Annotated in this window: 20 protein-coding genes; 11 read left to right on the forward strand and 9 right to left on the reverse strand. The window is 67.1% G+C overall.

The genetic code is table 11. The features are described from left to right. Positions 1-13 precede the first annotated feature (13 nt). From ACO07K_RS22135 to ACO07K_RS22150, 4 genes are all read right to left on the reverse strand, one after another. Positions 14-1,450, reverse strand: coding sequence for a TolC family protein (locus tag ACO07K_RS22135; RefSeq protein WP_422031691.1), 1,437 nt, complete (start codon positions 1,448-1,450; stop codon positions 14-16). Beyond that, positions 1,447-1,671, reverse strand: coding sequence for a hypothetical protein (locus tag ACO07K_RS22140; protein WP_422031693.1), 225 nt, complete (start codon positions 1,669-1,671; stop codon positions 1,447-1,449). The genes ACO07K_RS22135 and ACO07K_RS22140 overlap by 4 nt, the downstream gene beginning before the upstream one ends. Positions 1,672-1,823: 152 nt before the next feature. Next, complete coding sequence (locus tag ACO07K_RS22145) at positions 1,824-2,117, reverse strand: hypothetical protein (protein WP_422031695.1); 294 nt, start codon at positions 2,115-2,117, stop codon at positions 1,824-1,826. A 135-nt stretch (positions 2,118-2,252) separates the two neighbouring features. Next, positions 2,253-2,528: a metal-sensitive transcriptional regulator gene (locus ACO07K_RS22150; protein ID WP_422018000.1), complete on the reverse strand. Its 276-nt coding sequence runs from the start codon at positions 2,526-2,528 to the stop codon at positions 2,253-2,255. Positions 2,529-2,556: 28 nt separating this feature from the next. Between ACO07K_RS22150 and ACO07K_RS22155 the strand changes: the two genes are divergently transcribed. From ACO07K_RS22155 to ACO07K_RS22165, 3 genes are all read left to right on the forward strand, one after another. Continuing rightward, on the forward strand, positions 2,557-4,914 hold the full coding sequence (locus tag ACO07K_RS22155; RefSeq protein ID WP_422031697.1) for a heavy metal translocating P-type ATPase: 2,358 nt from the start codon (positions 2,557-2,559) through the stop codon (positions 4,912-4,914). A 170-nt stretch (positions 4,915-5,084) separates the two neighbouring features. Then, positions 5,085-5,339, forward strand: a complete 255-nt coding sequence (locus ACO07K_RS22160; RefSeq protein WP_422031699.1) for a hypothetical protein — start codon at positions 5,085-5,087, stop codon at positions 5,337-5,339. An 83-nt stretch (positions 5,340-5,422) separates the two neighbouring features. Continuing rightward, positions 5,423-6,334, forward strand: a complete 912-nt coding sequence (locus ACO07K_RS22165; RefSeq protein ID WP_422031701.1) for a TerC family protein — start codon at positions 5,423-5,425, stop codon at positions 6,332-6,334. Between the two features lie 58 nt (positions 6,335-6,392). On the opposite strand, the gene ACO07K_RS22170 is transcribed toward ACO07K_RS22165, so the two are convergent. Together ACO07K_RS22170 and ACO07K_RS22175 are read right to left on the reverse strand one after the other, a co-directional pair. Further along, the gene (locus tag ACO07K_RS22170) at positions 6,393-7,307 is read right to left on the reverse strand and encodes a phosphoribosylaminoimidazolesuccinocarboxamide synthase (protein WP_422031703.1); all 915 of its coding nucleotides are present in this window, start codon (positions 7,305-7,307) and stop codon (positions 6,393-6,395) included. Positions 7,308-7,315: 8 nt separating this feature from the next. Next, a complete protein-coding gene (locus ACO07K_RS22175; RefSeq protein ID WP_422031705.1) occupies positions 7,316-7,708 on the reverse strand; it encodes a carboxymuconolactone decarboxylase family protein in 393 nt (130 codons plus the stop codon). A gap of 88 nt (positions 7,709-7,796) precedes the next feature. Here ACO07K_RS22175 and ACO07K_RS22180 point away from each other — a divergent pair, with 88 nt between their 5' ends. Continuing rightward, entirely contained in the window at positions 7,797-9,695 is a 1,899-nt protein-coding gene (locus ACO07K_RS22180) for a potassium transporter Kup (protein ID WP_422031707.1), read from the forward strand. 406 nt (positions 9,696-10,101) lie between these two features. Here the strand turns inward: ACO07K_RS22180 and ACO07K_RS22185 are convergent, their stop codons facing one another. From ACO07K_RS22185 to ACO07K_RS22195, 3 genes are read right to left on the reverse strand one after another with little or no spacing between them, the layout of a single operon-like run. Beyond that, positions 10,102-10,455, reverse strand: coding sequence for a bleomycin resistance protein (locus tag ACO07K_RS22185; protein WP_422031709.1), 354 nt, complete (start codon positions 10,453-10,455; stop codon positions 10,102-10,104). After that, on the reverse strand, positions 10,452-10,709 hold the full coding sequence (locus tag ACO07K_RS22190; RefSeq protein ID WP_422031711.1) for a hypothetical protein: 258 nt from the start codon (positions 10,707-10,709) through the stop codon (positions 10,452-10,454). Before ACO07K_RS22190 ends, ACO07K_RS22185 begins: the two co-directional genes overlap by 4 nt. Before the next feature lie 11 nt (positions 10,710-10,720). Beyond that, entirely contained in the window at positions 10,721-11,218 is a 498-nt protein-coding gene (locus ACO07K_RS22195; protein WP_422031713.1) for a hypothetical protein, read from the reverse strand. A gap of 90 nt (positions 11,219-11,308) precedes the next feature. Here ACO07K_RS22195 and hemP point away from each other — a divergent pair, with 90 nt between their 5' ends. The 7 genes from hemP (at position 11,309) to ACO07K_RS22230 (ending at position 18,411) form a co-directional block, all read left to right on the forward strand. Beyond that, positions 11,309-11,491, forward strand: coding sequence for a hemin uptake protein HemP (gene hemP / locus ACO07K_RS22200; RefSeq protein ID WP_422018026.1), 183 nt, complete (start codon positions 11,309-11,311; stop codon positions 11,489-11,491). A 108-nt stretch (positions 11,492-11,599) separates the two neighbouring features. Beyond that, positions 11,600-13,843, forward strand: a complete 2,244-nt coding sequence (locus ACO07K_RS22205) for a TonB-dependent hemoglobin/transferrin/lactoferrin family receptor (protein ID WP_422031715.1) — start codon at positions 11,600-11,602, stop codon at positions 13,841-13,843. Positions 13,844-13,905: 62 nt separating this feature from the next. Beyond that, positions 13,906-14,682, forward strand: a complete 777-nt coding sequence (locus ACO07K_RS22210) for an energy transducer TonB (RefSeq protein WP_422031717.1) — start codon at positions 13,906-13,908, stop codon at positions 14,680-14,682. Positions 14,683-14,694: 12 nt separating this feature from the next. Continuing rightward, a complete protein-coding gene (locus tag ACO07K_RS22215; protein ID WP_422031719.1) occupies positions 14,695-15,741 on the forward strand; it encodes a hemin-degrading factor in 1,047 nt (348 codons plus the stop codon). Beyond that, on the forward strand, positions 15,741-16,604 hold the full coding sequence (locus ACO07K_RS22220; RefSeq protein WP_422031721.1) for a heme/hemin ABC transporter substrate-binding protein: 864 nt from the start codon (positions 15,741-15,743) through the stop codon (positions 16,602-16,604). Before ACO07K_RS22215 ends, ACO07K_RS22220 begins: the two co-directional genes overlap by 1 nt. Further along, positions 16,601-17,635 (forward strand): FecCD family ABC transporter permease, encoded by a 1,035-nt coding sequence (locus ACO07K_RS22225; RefSeq protein ID WP_422031723.1) that lies wholly within the window; start codon positions 16,601-16,603, stop codon positions 17,633-17,635. Before ACO07K_RS22220 ends, ACO07K_RS22225 begins: the two co-directional genes overlap by 4 nt. Further along, a complete protein-coding gene (locus ACO07K_RS22230; protein WP_422031725.1) occupies positions 17,632-18,411 on the forward strand; it encodes a heme ABC transporter ATP-binding protein in 780 nt (259 codons plus the stop codon). Before ACO07K_RS22225 ends, ACO07K_RS22230 begins: the two co-directional genes overlap by 4 nt. The last annotated feature ends 93 nt before the right edge of the window (positions 18,412-18,504 follow it).

Below are 18,504 nucleotides of genomic sequence, written 5' to 3' on the forward strand. Positions count from 1 at the left end.
TCTTTCTCCTGTCCTAGAGTCCGAGAGGAATTGTTTCGGGAGGCGGGGTCGTGTTGATCACGCCGGACGGCGGTACCGTGCCACCGACGATCAAAGCCGCCTGGAGATCGGCCACGGCGAGGTGGTAATCGCGCAACGCGTCGAGCGACGCGATGCTCGCGTTGATCCGTTCACGCTCCTCGATCAGCACCTCGAAAACGTCGGAGAGCATCCCGTTGTATCGGAGGAGCACCTCGGACGAGATCTGGCGCCGGAGCGGAACGATGCGCGACTGGTAGTAGCGCGCGATGTCATAGGTCGCGCGATACGTCGCATAGGCGACCCGCGCCTCCGAGCGGGCGTTGACCGACCGTTCGACGAGCCTGTTGATCGCCCGCATGTAGATCTCGTGGGCCGCCGTCATCCGGGCCTGGCCGGTGTCGAAGACGGGGATCACGATGCCGAGTTCGATCCCGTACCTGTTCTTGGAAGTCTGCTCCCCCGTGCCGCCGTTCTCGACCTCGTTGCGGTAGCCGAGGCCCAGTTCCAGGAACGAGAGATAGCGCGTGGCATTAACGAAGTTCGCCGACTTCGCCAGCGTCACGATCTCGTATCGAAGGACGATCAGGTCGACGCGCCGTCGCATCGCGTCGACTTCCACGTCGGCCAGCGCGTCGGCGGCGGCCGGCAGGACCGGCAGCCGGGCGGGAAGCCTGTAGGCAAGATCGCTTCCCCAGAGACCGAGGATCCGGGTCAGGGTCTCCCGCGATGTGGTGACCGCCAGCCGCGCCTGCGCGACCTGGACGCTCAGGTCGGCGTAGAAGGCGGAGACGCGCGCCTGGTCGAGCTTGTTGGCCGCGCCGGTCTCGCCCAGCTGCTTCATCAGCTGCGCCGAGGCGTCGGCCGTCTGGCGCGCCTGGTCGAGCAGGGCGAGGCGCTGCTGGGCGGCAAGCGCGCGGACATAGGCACGCCGCACGTCGATCGTCAGGCTGAGCGTCGTTGCGACCGCCCGATAACGCGCTTCCTCGAACTCGCGCTTCGCGATCTCCGTCTTGGCGGGCAGCGTCGCGAAGGCCAGCAGGTTGCCGACGAGCTGGAAGCCGAATTCCACGAAGCTTCCCGTGCCGAACGTGCGATTCAGGACGATCGCGGGATTGGGCAGCAGGCTCGTCTGGACATAGTCGGCTTCCGAGATGCCCAGGTCGTTGTAGGCCGCCTGCAGCCCGCGATTGTTCAGGAGCGCGATCTGAACGGCCGCCTCCTCGCTGAGCGGCTCCGCCAGCAGGGCCTGCACGCGCTCTCGGGCACGGCGCATGTCTTCCGGCGAGGAGAGCTTGACGGCGTCGCGGCCGATCTCCCGGCGAACGCCGTCGGTGACCGGCGCCATGCCGCCGTCGTCGGTGAACTTCGCGCAACCGGCGGCCAGCAGGCCGACGAGGGCGACGACGACCGCCCGCGAAAGGCCGCTCATTGCGACCGCCCGGCCGCGGGGCCGACGCGATCGTTGAGTTCCCGCCACGGTTTCAGGCCGACGGGCGCATGGGGCGCGGTGCCGGACATCACCGGCTGGTACGGCGTCCCGACGATGGCGGCGTCGGGGCTGGAGGCGTCGTCGGGCGACAACGCGGGCAAAGAAGGAGCGGCGCACGCGGCCACTCCAAGCGCAAGCATGGCTGGGATCAGGAATTTCATGACGGAAGCCCGGACAGGATGACGTGAACGCAAACGGGGCCAGCTCGCGGCCGCACGGCGGCGAGTTCCCTGAGTTCGCGCAAGTCGGGCGTCGGAGCTAGCGGGCCGGCGAACGACCCACGACCGAGCACACGCTCAGGGCGCGAACGCGATCAGACGTATCTGGGAGGACGTTCCGAACGGTCGCCGCAACGGCCCTCGAGCAGGTCGCTCATGAGCATCGGGACCGGAGAAGCGATCCTGGGGCCTGCCCCGGCATCGACGCCGACGACGGCCATTGCCGCATGGCAGGCAATGGTGCAGCAGCCTTCGGCGTGGTTTGCCGCGCCGCCGCCCGGACAGGCGTCGCCCTCGTGCGTGGCAGGCGCCTCCGTTCCTTCCGGCAGGCTCGCTGCCGGCGTGGCCGGCTCCTCGTGCGCGACAGGCTGCGAAGCCACGGCGGTCACGGGACGGTCATCCGCAGGGGCATGACCGCCATGGGCAGACGCGGCGCCAACGACAAGTACCCACGCCGCGAACGCAAGCAGGAGCGCTTGTGCGATCTTCCTCAGCGGGCGGATGTGGGTCATCGGCGTTCCCCGTCAGCGCCTGCGACTATCCAGCACTTCGAGGATCTCGTCGATCTTGATCTGCCGGTCCTTCTCCGAACCGGCATGGAAGGCGTGCGCGACGCAATGCTGCAGGTGATCGCCCAGCGTCTCCTGCTCGACCTTGTCGAGCGCGGCGCGCACCGCGCGGATTTGCGTCAGCACGTCGATACAGTAACGCTCCTCCTCGATCATGCGCGCCACGCCGCGCACCTGGCCCTCGATCCGGCTGAGGCGTGCGAGCTGCGACTTCTTGAGCTTTTCGTCCATCCTTGAACCATACCCCCGTAGGGTATACATGGCAAGCATGACCCACGCCTGCTGCCACGCCTCCCATGGGGCACCTCCCGCGCCTGTCCAGGATTCCGCCATCGCCATCGATCCCGTCTGCGGGATGAAGGTGAAGATCGAGGGCGCGAAGAACACGACCGTGCACGAAGGGCAGACCTATTACTTCTGCAACCCCAAGTGCCTGCAGAAGTTCACCGCCGAGCCAGGGCGCTACCTGAAGCCCGAGGACGCGCCCGAGCCGCCGGTCGCGCCCGGCACGATCTTCACCTGCCCGATGCATCCCGAGATCCGGCAGGTCGGCCCCGGAAGCTGCCCGATCTGCGGCATGGCGCTGGAGCCAGCGGAAATCACGCTCGACGACGGACCGAACGAAGAGCTCCTGGATATGCAGCGGCGCCTGTGGATCGGCGGCGCTCTCGCCGTGCCTCTGGTGGCGCTCGACATGGGCGGCCATCTGTTCGGCCTGCACGGGCTGCTGCCGCACGGCCTCATGCCGTGGCTGATGCTGGCGCTCGCGACGCCGGTCGTCCTGTGGGCCGGCTGGCCGTTCTTCGTGCGCGGCTGGCAGTCGGTGCGGACCGGCCATCTCAACATGTTCACGCTGATCGCGCTCGGCACCGGCGTCGCCTGGGCCTACAGCGTCGTGGCGACCCTGGCGCCCGGCCTGTTCCCCATGGGTGTGCGCGCCGCTGACGGAACGGTGCCGGTCTATTTCGAGCCGGCCGCCGTGATCGTCGTGCTGGTGCTGGTCGGACAGGTGCTCGAGCTGCGCGCGCGCGACGCGACCGGCGGCGCCATCAAGGCCCTGCTGGGACTGGCGCCCCGTACGGCATTGCGGATCGATGGATCCGGCAACGACGTCGAGGTGGCGATCGACCGGATCGCGGTCGGCGACCGGCTGCGCGTGCGGCCCGGCGAAAAGGTACCGGTCGACGGATCCATCATTGAGGGCGCAGGCTCGGTCGACGAGTCGAGCATCACCGGCGAACCCATGCCCGTCTCGAAGTCGGTCGGCGCCCGGGTGATCGGCGGCACGGTGAACGCCAGCGGCACCTTCGTCATGAAGGCCGAGCTGGTCGGCAGCGACACGATGCTGTCGCGCATCGTCAAGATGGTGGCCGAGGCACAGCGCAGCCGCGCACCGATCCAACGCCTGGCCGACATCGTTGCGGGCTGGTTCGTGCCGACGGTGATCGCGGTGTCGGTGATCGCCTTCGTCGCCTGGTCGATCTGGGGCCCCTCGCCCGCTTTCTCCTATGCGCTGGTCGCGGCAGTCTCCGTCCTGATCATCGCCTGCCCCTGCGCGCTCGGGCTCGCCACGCCGATGTCGATCATGGTGGGTGTCGGCCGCGGCGCCGCCGCCGGCATCCTGATTCGCAACGCCGAGGCGCTGGAGCGGCTGGAGAAGGTCGACACGCTCGTGGTCGACAAGACCGGCACGCTGACGATGGGCAAACCGACCCTGGCGACGGTGGAGCCGCTCGGCGCTCGGTCGCAAGACGAGATCCTGCGGTTGGCCGCCAGCCTCGAGCGCGGCAGCGAACATCCCATCGCCACAGCGATCCTGGCCGGCGCAAAGGCGCGCGGCGTGGCGATGGCCGACGTCGAAGGTTTCGCGTCTCCTGCCGGCAAGGGCGTGTCGGGTCGGGTCGAGGGCCGCAGCCTGCTGCTCGGCAACGCCAGCTTCCTGCGTGAATCCGGGGTCGATGTCGCCGGGCCCGACGCGAAGGCCGATGCCCTGCGCCAGGACGGCGCCACGGTCGTGCTGCTGGCGGTCGACGGCAAGGTAGAGGGTCTGCTCTCGGTGAGCGACCCCATCAAGGAAACGAGCCCGGAGGCGCTGAAGCGTCTGCATGAGGCCGGCCTGCACATCGTGATGCTGACCGGCGACAACCGGCGCACGGCCGCCTCGGTCGCCGCCCGGCTGGGGATCGATGCCGTCGAGGCCGAGGTGCTGCCGGAGGACAAGGCGCGGATCGTCCAGCGCCTCAAGGCGGAGGGCCGCGTGGTCGCCATGGCCGGAGACGGCATCAACGACGCGCCCGCCCTGGCCGCCGCCGATGTCGGCATCGCCATGGGCACCGGCACCGACATCGCCATCGAGAGTGCCGGCATCACCCTGGTGAAAGGGGACCTGCTGGGCATCGCCCGCGCCATCCACCTCTCGCAGGCCACGATGGCCAACATCCGGCAGAACCTGTTCTTCGCCTTCGTCTACAATGCCGCCGGCGTACCGGTTGCGGCGGGCATACTCTATCCGCTGCTCGGAATTACCCTCAGCCCGATCTTCGCCGCCGCCGCCATGGCCTTGAGTTCGGTCAGCGTCATCGGAAATGCACTCCGACTGCGACGCGTGCAGATCTGACTTTCTGCGACATTTCGGGACGGTCATGTCGCTTTGCGCTTGATCCGCGGGCGGCCCCGCCGGAAATTGACCGGACCATGCGCCTGATCCATCGATCGCACCGCGCCGCAAACGCCGTCCGGACCGTGTCTCCGAGTGGCGAACTGTTCGTTGCGAGTCTCGTGATCTGCATGATCCTGTCCTCTTTCGGCGATGCGGTCGATCCGACCTGGTTGGGCGAGGCAGGGCTGGAGTTCGCCTTCTTCGACCTCGGAGGCGAATTCTCGGTGCTGGCGATGCGCCACTGGCATCTGCTCGAACTCCTCCTGGCAGGCGGGGTGATGGCTGCGGGGATCATGGTCCTGCGTATCGTGGCCGGCGCCTTCTTCCGGCCGCTCGATTCCGCCGAGTCCGGCGCCGTCGAGAAGGTGCCGATAAAGCTCTGACGACTGGCTGAAGACGCCGTCGACCGCCCTTCCACCGGAAGAGCGCGGCGTCGGCACACTTTCACTTGTTGTTGGAGACTTTCATGGAACTCGAACTGTTTTCGGGCGCATTCTTTTCCGCGCTTCTTGCCATCATCCTGATCGACCTCGTTCTGGCGGGCGACAACGCCCTCATCATCGGCCTGGTCGCCCGCAATCTTCCCAAGGAAAGCCAGAACAAAGTCATCTTCTGGGGCACCTTCGGCGCCATCGCCATCCGCGCCCTTATGGCCGTCCTCGTCGTCTACATCCTGGCCGTGCCGGGCTTCATGCTGGCCGGCGGCCTTGCGCTGGTCTGGATCGCACGCAAGCTGCTGACCCCCCAGGAGAATGCCGAGGAGAACCACCTCGTCAAAGCACCCGCAGCCAGTTTCGCCGCGGCGGTGCGCACGATCGTCATCGCCGATGCGGTGATGGGCATCGACAACGTGCTGGCCATCGGCGGCGCCTCGCACGGCTCGATCCTGCTGATCCTGCTGGGCCTCGCGATCAGCGTGCCGATCATCGTCTGGGGCAGCCAGCTCGTCATCAAGCTGGTCGACCGCTATCCGTCGGTCATCCTGGTGGGCGGCGCGGTGCTGTGCTGGACCGCCTACGGCATGATCACCCGCGAGCCGATGCTGCTGTCGTGGTTCGAGGCCCATCCGGCCGCCAAGCTGATCCTGGCCGTGCTGGCTTTCTCGATCGCGCTGGCGCCCTGGTACAATGAGCGCCTCAGCGACCGGATGAAGCCGCTGACCCTGCTTCTGCCGGCGATCCTGATCTGGATGCTGGGCTTCGAAGTCGCCGGGACCGTCTGGAAGGTCCAGGCCGACTACCTGATGGCCACCACCCAGGGCGAGTACCTGATGGAAGGCATCCGCTGGATCGGCTGGCTGCCGTTCGCCGCGCTCCTCCTGTGGGTGCGCGAGCGCCTCGTGCTGCGCAGCGCGCGCGTGGCGCGTAGCGCGCAGTAACGCTGGATCAACCACTCCCATCTCCTCTCCCGCAAGTCGGGGGAGGAGATGGGCCTTCTTACGACACCGTGAGTTCAGCGCCGGTCAGCCGCCGATAGGCCTCCAGGTACCGCTTGCTGGTCGCCTCGACGACCTCCGGCGGCAGGTTGGGCGCCGGCGCCTCGCCGTTCCAGCGGCCGGCATGGCGCTCCACATCGAGCCAGTCGCGCAGCGGTTGCTTGTCGAAGCTGGGCTGCGGCCGCCCCTCGGCGTAGCCGTCGAGCGGCCAGAAGCGCGAGGAATCCGGCGTCATCACTTCGTCGATCAGCAGGATCTTGCCATCGGCGGTGCGTCCGAACTCGAACTTCGTGTCGGCGATGATGATTCCCTGTTTCAGCGCAACGTCGCGACCGCGGGTGTAGACGAGGCGGGTCAGTCGTTCGAGCTCGCCGGTGACCTCGACGCCCAGCGCCTTCTGCATCTCGGCAATGGTGATGTTTTCGTCGTGGCCGCTCTCGGCCTTGGTTGCCGGGCTGAAGATCGGCGGATCGAGGCGGCCGCTCTCTTTCAGGCCCGTGGGCAGCGACTCGCCGGCAAGGGTGCCCGCCTTGGCGTATTCGCGCCAGGCCGAGCCGGTGATGTAGCCGCGGACCACGCATTCGATCGGGAATACCGTGCCGCGCCGGCACAGCATGGCGCGGCCGGCGATCTCGGCGCGATGGTCCTTCAGGGCGGGCACCGCGGCGACGATTGCATCGGCGTCGGCCGAGATCATGTGATGATCGACGAGGTCGCCCAGCTGGCGGAACCACCAGGCGCTGACCTGGGTCAGCACGGCGCCCTTCTGCGGGATGGGCTCGGCCATCACTACGTCGTAGGCGCTCACCCGGTCGGTCGCGACCAGCAGCAGCCGGTCTGAATCCACCGCATAGACATCGCGCACCTTGCCGCGCGCAATCCTCTCGAGCGGCAGGTCGCTCACCGTCATCAGCATCGTCGGCCTCAACCTTCCTTGCGCAGTTCCTCGAACACTTCCTTGGCGGTGAGCATGGCCTCGCGCACCGACGGCAGGCCGATATAGCCGCAAAGATGCATCAGCGCCTCGGACAATTCATCCTCCGTCCAGCCCTGCCGGCGGGCCATGCGAAGATGGATGGCGAGTTCCGGCCAGCGCGCCTGGGCGGTGTCGGAAATGACGCAGATCAGGGTCTTGGTCTTGAGGTCGAGGCCGGGGCGCGACCACAGCATGCCGAAGACCGCTTCGCGGGCGTAGTCGCCGAACTTCTGCATCATGGGGTCGTCATAGACCGACTTGTTCATGTCGGCGGCAAATTTCTCCCCCATCAACTCGGCACGCATCTCCGTGCCCTTCCTGTAATTGTCGCTCTGCGCCATCGTTTCCTCCTTTGTTACGAATTCTGGACTGCAGCGTCCCGGAATTCGCGGTTAGGATCAATTGTCCAAGGGGAGAGTTGACCGAACGATGGCCGCCAGCGGCACAGTAGTTGAACCCGCCGGCCGGCGGCGCCGGGCGGCGCTGACCCTCGCAGCTCTCGGAGTCGTCTTCGGCGACATCGGCACCAGCCCGCTCTACACGGTCAAGGAGTGCTTCAGCGAATATACGGGCATCCAGCCCACGCACGACAACGTGCTGGGCATGCTCTCGCTCATCACCTGGGCGCTGATCGTCGTCGTCACGCTGAAATACGTGGCCGTCGTCATGCGCGCCGACAACAAGGGCGAGGGAGGCGTACTGGCGCTGATGGCGCTGGTCTCCAGCCAGGCGAACATCTCGTCGGAGTGGCGCCGCCGCCTCTATCTGATGTTGGGCGTCGCGGGTGCGGCGCTGTTCTATGGCGACTGCCTGCTGACGCCCGCCATTTCGGTTCTGAGCGCCGTCGAGGGCCTGACCGTCGCCACCCCGGCCTTCCAGCCGATGGTGATACCGATTGCAATTGGCGTCATCGTCGCGTTGTTCTCGGTCCAGCATTTCGGCACCAGCGGCATCGGCAAATGGTTCGGGCCGATCACACTCATCTGGTTCATCGTGCTGGCCGTGCTCGGCGCGCACCAGATCGTGCAACGCCCGGAAGTGCTGGCGGCGCTGTCGCCGCATCATGCGGTGGGCTTCGCCCTGCGCGAGAAGTTCGTCGCTTTCGTCGCCCTGGGGGCGATCACGCTCGCCATCACCGGTGCCGAGGCGCTGTATGCCGACATGGGCCATTTCGGCGCCCGGCCCATCCGCCTCGCCTGGCTGGGCCTCGTGCTGCCGGCGCTGCTGCTCAACTACTATGGACAGGGCGCCCTGATCCTGAACGACCCGAGCGCGCTCGCCAATCCGTTCTTCAAGCTCGCCCCCGACTGGGCGCTCTATCCGCTGGTCGGCCTGGCCACCGCCGCCACGGTGATCGCCTCACAGGCGACGATTTCGGGCGCCTTCTCGATGGCCAAGCAGGCCGCGCTGCTCGGCCTCAGCCCGAGGGTCCACATCCGGCACACTTCCGCCAGCGAGTTCGGGCAGGTCTATCTGCCGGTGGTCAACTGGCTGCAGATGCTGGGCGTCGTCATCCTGATCATGGCCTTCAAGTCGTCGACCAATCTCGCCTCGGCCTACGGCATCGCCGTCACCGGCACGATGCTGATCACCAGTACGCTGGTGTTCGTGCTGGCCGTGCGCTGCTGGAACTGGGGCTGGCCGCTCAGCATCCTCGTCTTCTGCAGCTTCATGGCCCTCGACCTGGCCCTGCTCTCGTCCAACATGCTGAAGTTCCTCGACGGCGGCTGGGTGCCCCTGGCGATCGCCGCGGTGATCTTCCTCTGCATGTGGACCTGGCGGACCGGCCGGGCGGCCGTGGCCAGGCACGAGCAAGCGGAGGCACTCCCTCTGGAAACGCTGCTCGAAAGCATCAATCCGGCCCGCGTTCACCGGCCACAGGGCACGGCCGTCTACCTGACCGCCACCTCCACCAACGCGCCGCGGTCGCTGATGCACAATCTGAAGCACAACGAGGTGCTGCACGAGCATGTCGTGCTGCTCAGCATCGAGGTCGCGGACATACCCTTCGTGTCCGCGGAAGGCCGAAGCCAGGTCACGCATCTCGGCAAGGGCGTCCACCGGGTCGTGCTGCACTATGGTTTCATGGAGCAGCCCGATGTGCCGAGCGGCCTCACCCTGCTCGAGGACAAGGGCATACCGTTCGATCCGATGCGCACGTCCTACTTCATCGGCCGCAATACCTACATGGAGGCGAGCACGCCGCTGCTGCCGCGCTGGCAGGAGAAACTCTTCCTCGCTCTGTCGCGCGTTGCCGCCAGCGCCGGCGACTTCTTCGGCCTTCCGACCAACCGTGTCGTCGAACTGGGCAGCCGAATAGAGATCTAGAGCGTTTCCGGACGAGATAGAATCGAGCCGAGCATCTCAACACTGACCTCACCCTGAGGAGCGAACGCAGTGAGCGTCTCGAAGGGTGGGCACGCGCACCCCATCGGTTGCCCATCCTTCGAGACGCCGTGCTGTGCACGGCTCCTCAGGATGAGGTGGTGGGTGAATGTAAAACGGAAAGACTCTAACAGGCTGATGGAACAGGTTTTTGCAGGCACCGGCGGGCAACATCGACCCGTACGCGGTACCAGGATACCGGTTTCAAGGGTACGACTCTCGCTTCGACTGATTCGTTTATTTCGTTTGTTTCGTTTATTTGCCAGGATCCGGCTTTTTCAGCAGCCTGACAGAGCCCGCCTGGACGAGATGGAATCGAAGCGAGCATCCCTACAAGACCTCCAGCCCTTCACCATTCGCCGCAACCGAACTTCAGCAGGTTGCCGTGCGGGTCATGGATGTAGAATTCCTTCATGTTCCACGGCCGCACCAGGAAGGGGGACAGGTTGGGCACGCCGCGCGCCGTGTACTCCTCGTGGAGCGCGGCGACCTGGCCGCCGCGGATATAGCTGGACGTGTTCTCGGGAAACCGCCGATCGTCACTCTTCCAGAAATGCAGTTCCATGTCGTCGCGTTTGACGATCAGATAGCTGCCGTCGCGATAGCCGACCGCGAAGCCCAGCCAGTCGACATAGAAGGCGCTGGTCTCGGCGATGTCGAGGGAGGCGAGGATCGGTATCGTACGAGCGAAATCGACCGTCATGCATCGAAGCCCGACAGCGAGACCGCGTCCCGCGCCGGCGGCTGATGGCCGCGCGAGAGGAGATCTCCCAGCCGGGCGAAGATGCGGCCTGCTTCGGTGCAGCCGACATCCTGGGCCACCGCCTCGGCGGCAACGTTGAGCAACGCGTTGCCGGCGAGGTCGCGACACTCCACGGGCAGGCCCTCGACGGCGTCGGCGATCACGCGCATGGCATGCTGCAGGTCGGAGAGACGATCGGGCATCGGGGCGGTCATGGCGGCGGCTTTCAATTGAGGCGACCGGCGGCGGCGCCGGCGGGCGGAGCGATGCGGAGGCCCGCAGCGGCAAGCGCGACGGCAAAGGCTTTCAGGCGAATGGCGGCCACGCGGGACGCGGTGGGCGCCATCATGATGTCGAGCGATGCCAGGAGCGGGCCATCGTGATCGGCCTGGGCCAGCCCGCAAAGTGCGACCAGCACCGCTTCGTCGTGGCTCACGCTCGAACAGGCCGGTACGTGAATTTCCATGGCGCGCCGAGTGCCGAACAGGAACGCGTCCATGGCGATCGCGAAGTCCGGCAGCGCCTCGAGGACGCCCGCAACCTTGAAGCCGCGATGGAGAGTCGAACCCTCGCGCGGCAACGCGCGGTCCTGCTGCCACTGACGCAGGGCCCACAGCACGAAGCGCTCACTCAGCGGCAGGGCGCAGGCACAACCGGGCCTTCCGCACCCCTTCCTGAGGTCACGGCGCGCGGTCTCAAGCCTCTGTTCCTGAACGATTTCCATGGCCTCACCAGGGTTGAACGATCTTGACTGCCCCACCAGTCTATGCAATTAAGAGTCGTTCGCAAGATTAAAGCGGAAGCGAGAGCCGACATGAACGAGATGACGCGTCCCCTTCGGGCGTCGGATGCGCAGAGCGACAGGCTGGAAGTGACCCTTCCCGCCATTGAGAGCGCGGCGCTTCTCCAGGGACGACGCGAACTCATGATCCGTCACGGAGTCGAACTCTACCGGCTGCGCCTCACCGCCTCGAACAAACTCATTCTGACGAAGTAATTCCAAGACCCCGAGGGGCCATCCCTCCTCGGTCAAACTGCCCAGCCAGCCGGGCCCGCGAGGGTCCCGCGAGCCAGGCGTCCTTTTTTTCCTGGGGACCTGGCTCAAATGAAGCTGCGCATCGTCTATACGCTGATGGCCACCACGGCCCTCTGCGCACCTCTTGCCACGCCCGCATGGGCACAGACGCCGGCCACGCCACCCGTCACGGATCCGACCCAGGCCCCGCCCGCCACGCAGGCCGTGCCCACGCAACTCGACGCCGTGACGACGGCGGCCATGCGCAGCCGGCGGCCGCTGGACGACGTGCCGGCCACCGTCTCCGTCATCACGACCGAGAACATCGATCGCGAGAACATGCAGGACGTCCGCGATCTCGTTCGCAACGAGCCCGGCGTCACCGTCGGCAACAATCCGGGTCGTGCCGGGTTCCAGAACTTCGTGATCCGCGGCATCGGCGGCAATCGCGTGCTGCTGATGGTCGACGGCATGCGCACGCCCGATTTCCCCGACAGCAACCAGGGCGCCGGCACCTATTCGCGCGAGCAGCCCGACCTCGAGGACATCAAGCGGGTCGAGATCATCCGCGGCCCCGCCTCGGCGCTCTACGGGTCCGACGCGATCGGCGGCGTGGTGGCCTACACGACCAAGGATCCCGGCGACTACATGCGCGACGGCAAGGACGTCTATGCCAGCGCCAAGGCCGCCTATAGCGGTGCGAACCAGCAGTTCTCCGAATCGTTCACCGGCGCGGTGCGCTCGGGCAACGTCGAGTTCATGGGCATCTACACGCGGCGCGACGGCCAGGAATTCCAGCCGGCGCAAACGACGGTCAGTCCCAATCCCACGACCTTCTACAACAACAACTTCTTCGCCAAGCTGGTGATCAAGCCGACCGAGGTCGACACGATCCGCCTGACCGGCTCCTACAACCAGAGCGGACAGAGCACCAACATGCTCAGCGCCGTCGGCACCTTCCCCAGCCTGTTCGCCCGGATCTACGACGAGTGGGGCCAGGACTATACCAACACCTACCGGATCAGCGCCCAGTGGGAGCACAATGCGCCGATCGGCTTCGTCGACCGGCTGAGCTTCCTCGCCTATTTCAACTCGGTCTATACCCAGGCCGATACCTATACGTTGCGCGGCGGAGTCACCAGCGTCGTCCCGAGCAATGCCCGCACCTCGCAGTTCTACTACACGCAGAACGTCACCGGCGCCGAACTGCAGATGCACACCGATCGCGAGATCGGCGGCCTCGACAACTTCTTCACCTATGGCGCGAGCTTCTCCTGGACGACGACGACCCGGCCGCGCAACCGCACGCAGATCACCCTCGCGACCGGCGCCACCACGAACTCCGTCGGCGGCGAGCTCTATCCAAACAAGAACTTCCCCGACACCGACACGGTGCAGGCCGGCATCTACGTGCAGGATGAGATCAGCGCGCTGGGCGGCCGCCTGAAGATCACCCCGGCGGTGCGCCTCGACTACTACAACATGACGCCCAATCCCGATAAGTACTTCTGGAACTCGACGGGCGCCACGCTCAACGCCGTGCCCTCGGCCACCACCTACGTTTCGGCCTCACCCAAGCTCGGCCTGCTGTATCACTTCAACGATACCTATTCGGGCTACTTCCAGTACGCGACGGGCTTCCGGGCGCCGCCCTACGACAACGCGAACTTCGGCTTCACCAATGCGGCGTCGTTCTACCAGATCCTGCCCAACGCCAACCTGAAGCCCGAGACCGCCAACTCCTTCGAAGTCGGTTTCCGCGGCAAGTACGAGAACGGATCGAGCTGGCAGCTCACCGGCTTCTACAACCTCTACAACAACTTCCTCGAAACCACCGTCGTCGGCATGGTGGGCCCGGTCACGCAGTACCAGTACGTCAACCTCACCAACGTGACGATCTGGGGCATCGAGGCGCGCGGCGAATACCGCTTCGCGCCGGAATGGGCGGTGGCCGGCTGGACGGCCTTCGCGCAGGGTACCGACACGAGGACCGGCCTGCCGGTGGATTCGGTATCGCCGTGGACCACCCAGGCCCGCATCCGTTACGGCTTCGACACGGGCATCACGGCGCAGCTCATCGGCACGGTGGCGGCGGCTCACACCCAGGTCAGCAGCCCGACCTACTTCCAGGCGCCGGCCTATTTCAATCTCGACGCCACCGTCGGCTACGTCTTCAACGACCACTTCAAGATCAATGCCGGCGCGTTCAACATCACCAACGCCAAGTACTGGAACGCCCCGGACACGATCGGCATCACGCCGACCAATCCGCAGCTCGATCTCTATGCCCAGCCCGGCCGGTACTTCGGCGTCAACCTCCTGGCCAAATGGTAGTCCCGGCAGCCCTCTCTGCCGAGCGACTGCCGGCGCCACCGGCACGCGGTCCCCGCGTGCCGGTGGCGTTGTCGCTTGCACTGCATGGGCTGGCCATCGTTCCCCTTCTTCTCGCTGGCATATCCGGCAGCAGCGCCAACGACGACGAGCCGGCACTGATGGTCGAGCTCTCGCTGGCGGCGCCCATCGCCGGCCCCCCGGCGGAAGCCGACCAACCCGAAGCCCCCCCTGAACCGCAGCAGCAGCCCGAGCCGCCGACGCCGCCGGTCGAGCAGACCGAGGCGACACCGGAGCCCGAGCCGGAGCCACCCCCGCCGCCGCAGGAGGTCGCCGCCGTGGAACCCGAGATCAAACTGGATCTGCCCCCACCGGATGAACCGCCGCCGCCGACCGCCGCCGAGCTGAAGCCCGTCGCGCCGCCCAAGCCCAAGCCGCCACTGCCCAAGCCCGCGGCGGCGCCGCGTCCGACGGCACAGGCCGCGGTCACGAAGGCTCCCTCCCCCGACGTCGGCAATGCCAGCATCACGCAGCAGCAGGCCGCCTCCTCCTCGTCGCTCGTCGTGTTCGAGGGCAAGCCGCGCTTCCGGATCCCGCCCACGCCGGCCGTCTATCCGCCACGCTCGATCGAGCTCGGCCAACAGGGCGAAGTGCTGGTGCGCGTCCGCCTCCAACCCGACGGCGGCGCCGCCGAGATCGTGCTGTGGCGCAGCAGCAATTTTCCCCTGCTCGATCGCGCCGCGCTCACCGCCGTGCGCGGTTGGCATTTCCTTCCGGCCCTGCGCGATGGCCGCCCGGTCGCCGCCTGGGTGGAGATCCCGGTTCGATTTCATCTCCGTTGAAAGGATAGTCTGATGCTCTCCCCCTCGAATACCGATCTTGCCGCCCGCTGGAACGTGCTGCGCGGCGAGAAGCCCGCGTTGCGCATCCGTGACGCCGCGGCGACCCTCGGCGTCAGTGAAGCCGAGCTGGTCGCGCTGGGTGTGGGCAGGACCGCGACGGCGCTGAAGCCCGACTGGCGCGGCATCCTGAGCGACATGCCCGAGGCCGGCCGCGTCATGTGCCTGACCCGCAACGACCATTGCGTGCACGAACGCCATGGCCGCTTCGAGGGCGTCGACGTCAAGGGCCATCATGGCATCGTGCTGGGGCCGGACATCGACCTTCGCCTGTTCCTCGGCTCGTGGAAGCACGGTTTCGCCGTGCGCGAGCCACTGCGGCAGGGTGAACGGCTCAGCCTGCAGTTCTTCGACGGCGCCGGCGACGCCGTGCACAAGATCTACGCCACCGAAGAGACCGATCGCGCGGCCTTCGACGCCCTGATCGCCCGGTACGCGATGGCGCCGGCCGACATGAAGATCTCTCCGCGCACACCCGGTGCGATCGACCGTCCCGATCCGGAGATCGACGTCGAGGGCCTGCGCAAGGCCTGGCTCGCGATGAAGGACACGCACGAATTCTTCGGCATGCTGGGCCGGTTCGGCGTCGGCCGCGTCCAGGCGCTGCGCCTGGTCGGCGAGGATCTCGCCCGCGAACTGCCGGTGCGCGCGTTGCGCGCCGCCTTCGAGGCCGCGGCCGCCGGCGGCACGCCGATCATGGTCTTCGTCGGCAGCCATGGCTGCATCCAGATCCATACCGGCCCGGTGAAGCACCTGGTCGACGCCCACGGCTGGTTCAACGTCCTCGATCCCGACTTCAACATGCACCTGCGCGAAGACGGCGTCGCCCGCGTCTTCTCGGTGCGCAAGCCCACCGAGGACGGCATCGTCACCTCGATCGAAGCCTTCGACGCCCACAACCGCAACATTCTGCTGATGTTCGGCGCCCGCAAGCCCGGCCATCCCGAGCTCGAGGACTGGCGCGCCATCGTCGCGCGCGTCGAGAAGCAGGCGGCCTCGTGATGCGGCGCCGCACTGCCTTCGGAGTGGTCCTGGGCGCGGCCGCCGCCGCCGCCCTGCCGGCCAACGCGCAGCAGCCGCCGCGCATCGTGGCGGTCGGCAGCTCCATCACCGAAATCGTCTATGCCCTCGGCGCGGAAAAACTGCTGGTCGGCGTCGATACGACCAGCATGTACCCCGAGGCGGCGCGGAAGCTGCCGCAGGTCGGCTACATGCGCGCGCTGTCGGCCGAGGGCGTGCTCTCGCTGAAGCCGACCTTGATCATCGCGACGACCGCGGCCGGACCGGCCGGCGCGCTCGACCAGCTCAAGGCGACAGGCATCGAGATCATGATCCTGCCCGACCTCTACGACTATGAAAGCGTGATCACCAAGATCGCCGCCATCGGCAAGGTGACAGGCAAAGTCGCCGAAGCCGATGCGATGATCGCCCGGGGACGCGCGGCGATGCAGGCGCTCGCGGACAAGCTGGCCGCCGTGAAGAACCATCCGCGCGTGCTGTTCCTGCTGTCGATGACCGGCGGCGCGCCTCAGGCCGCGGGCCGCGACACCGCCGCAGCCGGCATCATCAAGCTGGCGGGCGGCATCAATGCGGTCGATGGCTACTCCGGTTACCGGCCGCTGACCCCTGAGTCGGTCATCGCGTCGAAGGCCGACTTCGTGCTGGTGACACGCCAGACCGTCGAGGCGATGGGCGGCACGCAGGCCATCCTCGACCAGCCGTCGCTCAATCGCACGCCGGCCGGCAAGGCCGGCAGGATCATCGAATTCGACACGCTGCTCCTGCTGGGCTTCGGTCCGCGCACGCCGGAGGCGGCCCGGGAACTGGCCATGGCGCTTCATCCAGACCTCGCTCGCGCGCCGTGACGGCACTCGCCTTGCGCCGCCCGATTCCGCTGTTCGCGCTCGCCGCCCTGGCGAGCGTGGTGGCCAGCCTCTGCATCGGTGCCTTCCCCGTTGGTTTCGACCAGATCCTGTCGGCCGTCGGACTGTCGAGCGCGCCGCTCGACGACACGACGGCGGCAGTCCTCTATGCGATCCGTGCGCCGCGTGTGGTCGCGGCCTTCGCGGTCGGCGCCGCGCTGGCGGCCGGCGGAGCCGCGATGCAGAGCCTGTTTCGCAACCCGCTGGCCGATCCCGGCCTGCTGGGCGTGTCGAGCGGCGCCGCACTCGCGGCTGTATCGACGATCGTGCTGGGCGAGAGGGTGATGCACATCGTGCCGCCGGAGCTGCGCCCCTGGTGCCTGCCGATCGCGGCCTTCCTCGGCGGACTCGCCGCCACGATCGTCGTCTATCGCATTGCCGCGCGCGAAGGCATCACGCTGGTCGGAACACTGCTGCTGGCGGGCATCGCGATCAACGCGCTCACCTCGGCGGGTATCGGCATGCTCGTCTTCGTGGCCGACGACCAGCAGCTTCGCACATTGATTTTCTGGACGATGGGCGGCTTCGGCTCCGTCACCTGGGTCGCGATCATGCCCGCCCTGCTGATCCTCCTGGTCAGCGTGCCGACCTTGCTGCCGACTGCTCATCTGCTCGACGCTCTGGCGCTCGGCGAGCGCGAAGCCGGCCATGTCGGCGTCGATGTCGAGCGACTGAAGAGGCGCCTCGTGGCCCAGGTGGCGCTGGCCGTCGGCGCCGGCGTGGCAATCTCCGGCATCGTGGGCTTCGTCGGCCTGATCGCGCCGCACATCGTCCGGCTGTTGCTCGGCCCCTCGCATCGCACGTTGCTGCCGGCCGCGGCGTTGTTCGGCGGCGCCTTCCTCGTGCTGGCCGATGCGCTGGCCCGCACGCTGGTATCGCCGGCCGAGCTGCCGATCGGCGTGCTTACCGCGCTGGTGGGCGGCCCGTTCTTCCTGTGGCTTCTCGCCAGCCGTGCCGCACGGGGCGGGCTGTGAAGCTCCTGAAGGCGATCGGCATCGAGGTGCGGGCGCGCGCCAAAACGCTGTTGTGCGACGTCTCGCTCGATGTCGCGCCGGGCGAGTTCGTGGCGATCATCGGGCCGAACGGCGCGGGCAAGAGCACCTTGCTGAACGCGCTGGCGGGCGATCGGGTCCTGTCGTCGGGCGAGATCCTGCTCGACGGGCGGCCGCTGCCTCATTGGAGCAAGCTGGAACTCGCGCGCCGTCGTGCCGTGCTGCCGCAGCATTCGGCCGTCGCCTTCGACTTCACCGGCCTGCAGATCGCGGTGCTGGGGTTGCTGGCCTTTCGCGGCACCCTCTCGGAGCGACGGATGCGGGCGCTGGCCGAGCAGGCGCTGGCCGAAACCGAGGCGCTCGCCTTTGCCGACCGTCCCTACACCGTTCTGTCCGGCGGCGAACGCCAGCGTGTCCAGCTCGCCCGCGTGCTCGCCCAATGCGACGCCGATCCCGAGGCCGCGCCGTTCCTGCTGCTGGACGAGCCGATCACCGGCCTCGATCTTTCCCATCAGCACGCCGCCCTCGCCAGCGCCCGACGACGTGCCGACCGCGGACTGGGCGTGCTTGCGGTCCTGCACGACCTCAACATGGCGGCGCGTTATGCCGATCGGGTGGGCATCGTCGAGAATGGCCGCGTGACCAATCTGGGGCCGACGCGCCAGACGCTCGATCCGGACCGGCTCTCGGCCGTTTTCGCGACACCCATCGTGCGAATCGAAGCCGCCGGCGGGACGGCCTTCCTCAGTCCCGGCTGATTCACCGCGGTTCGGTGTTCAATCCGACATAAACCCGCCGGATTCGAACGATGTTATGATGGTTCAGCCAGCCATCATAAGTCCGACCTCAGG

The organism is Reyranella sp. (assembly GCF_965228225.1).
Classification (GTDB): Bacteria; Pseudomonadota; Alphaproteobacteria; order Reyranellales; family Reyranellaceae; genus Reyranella.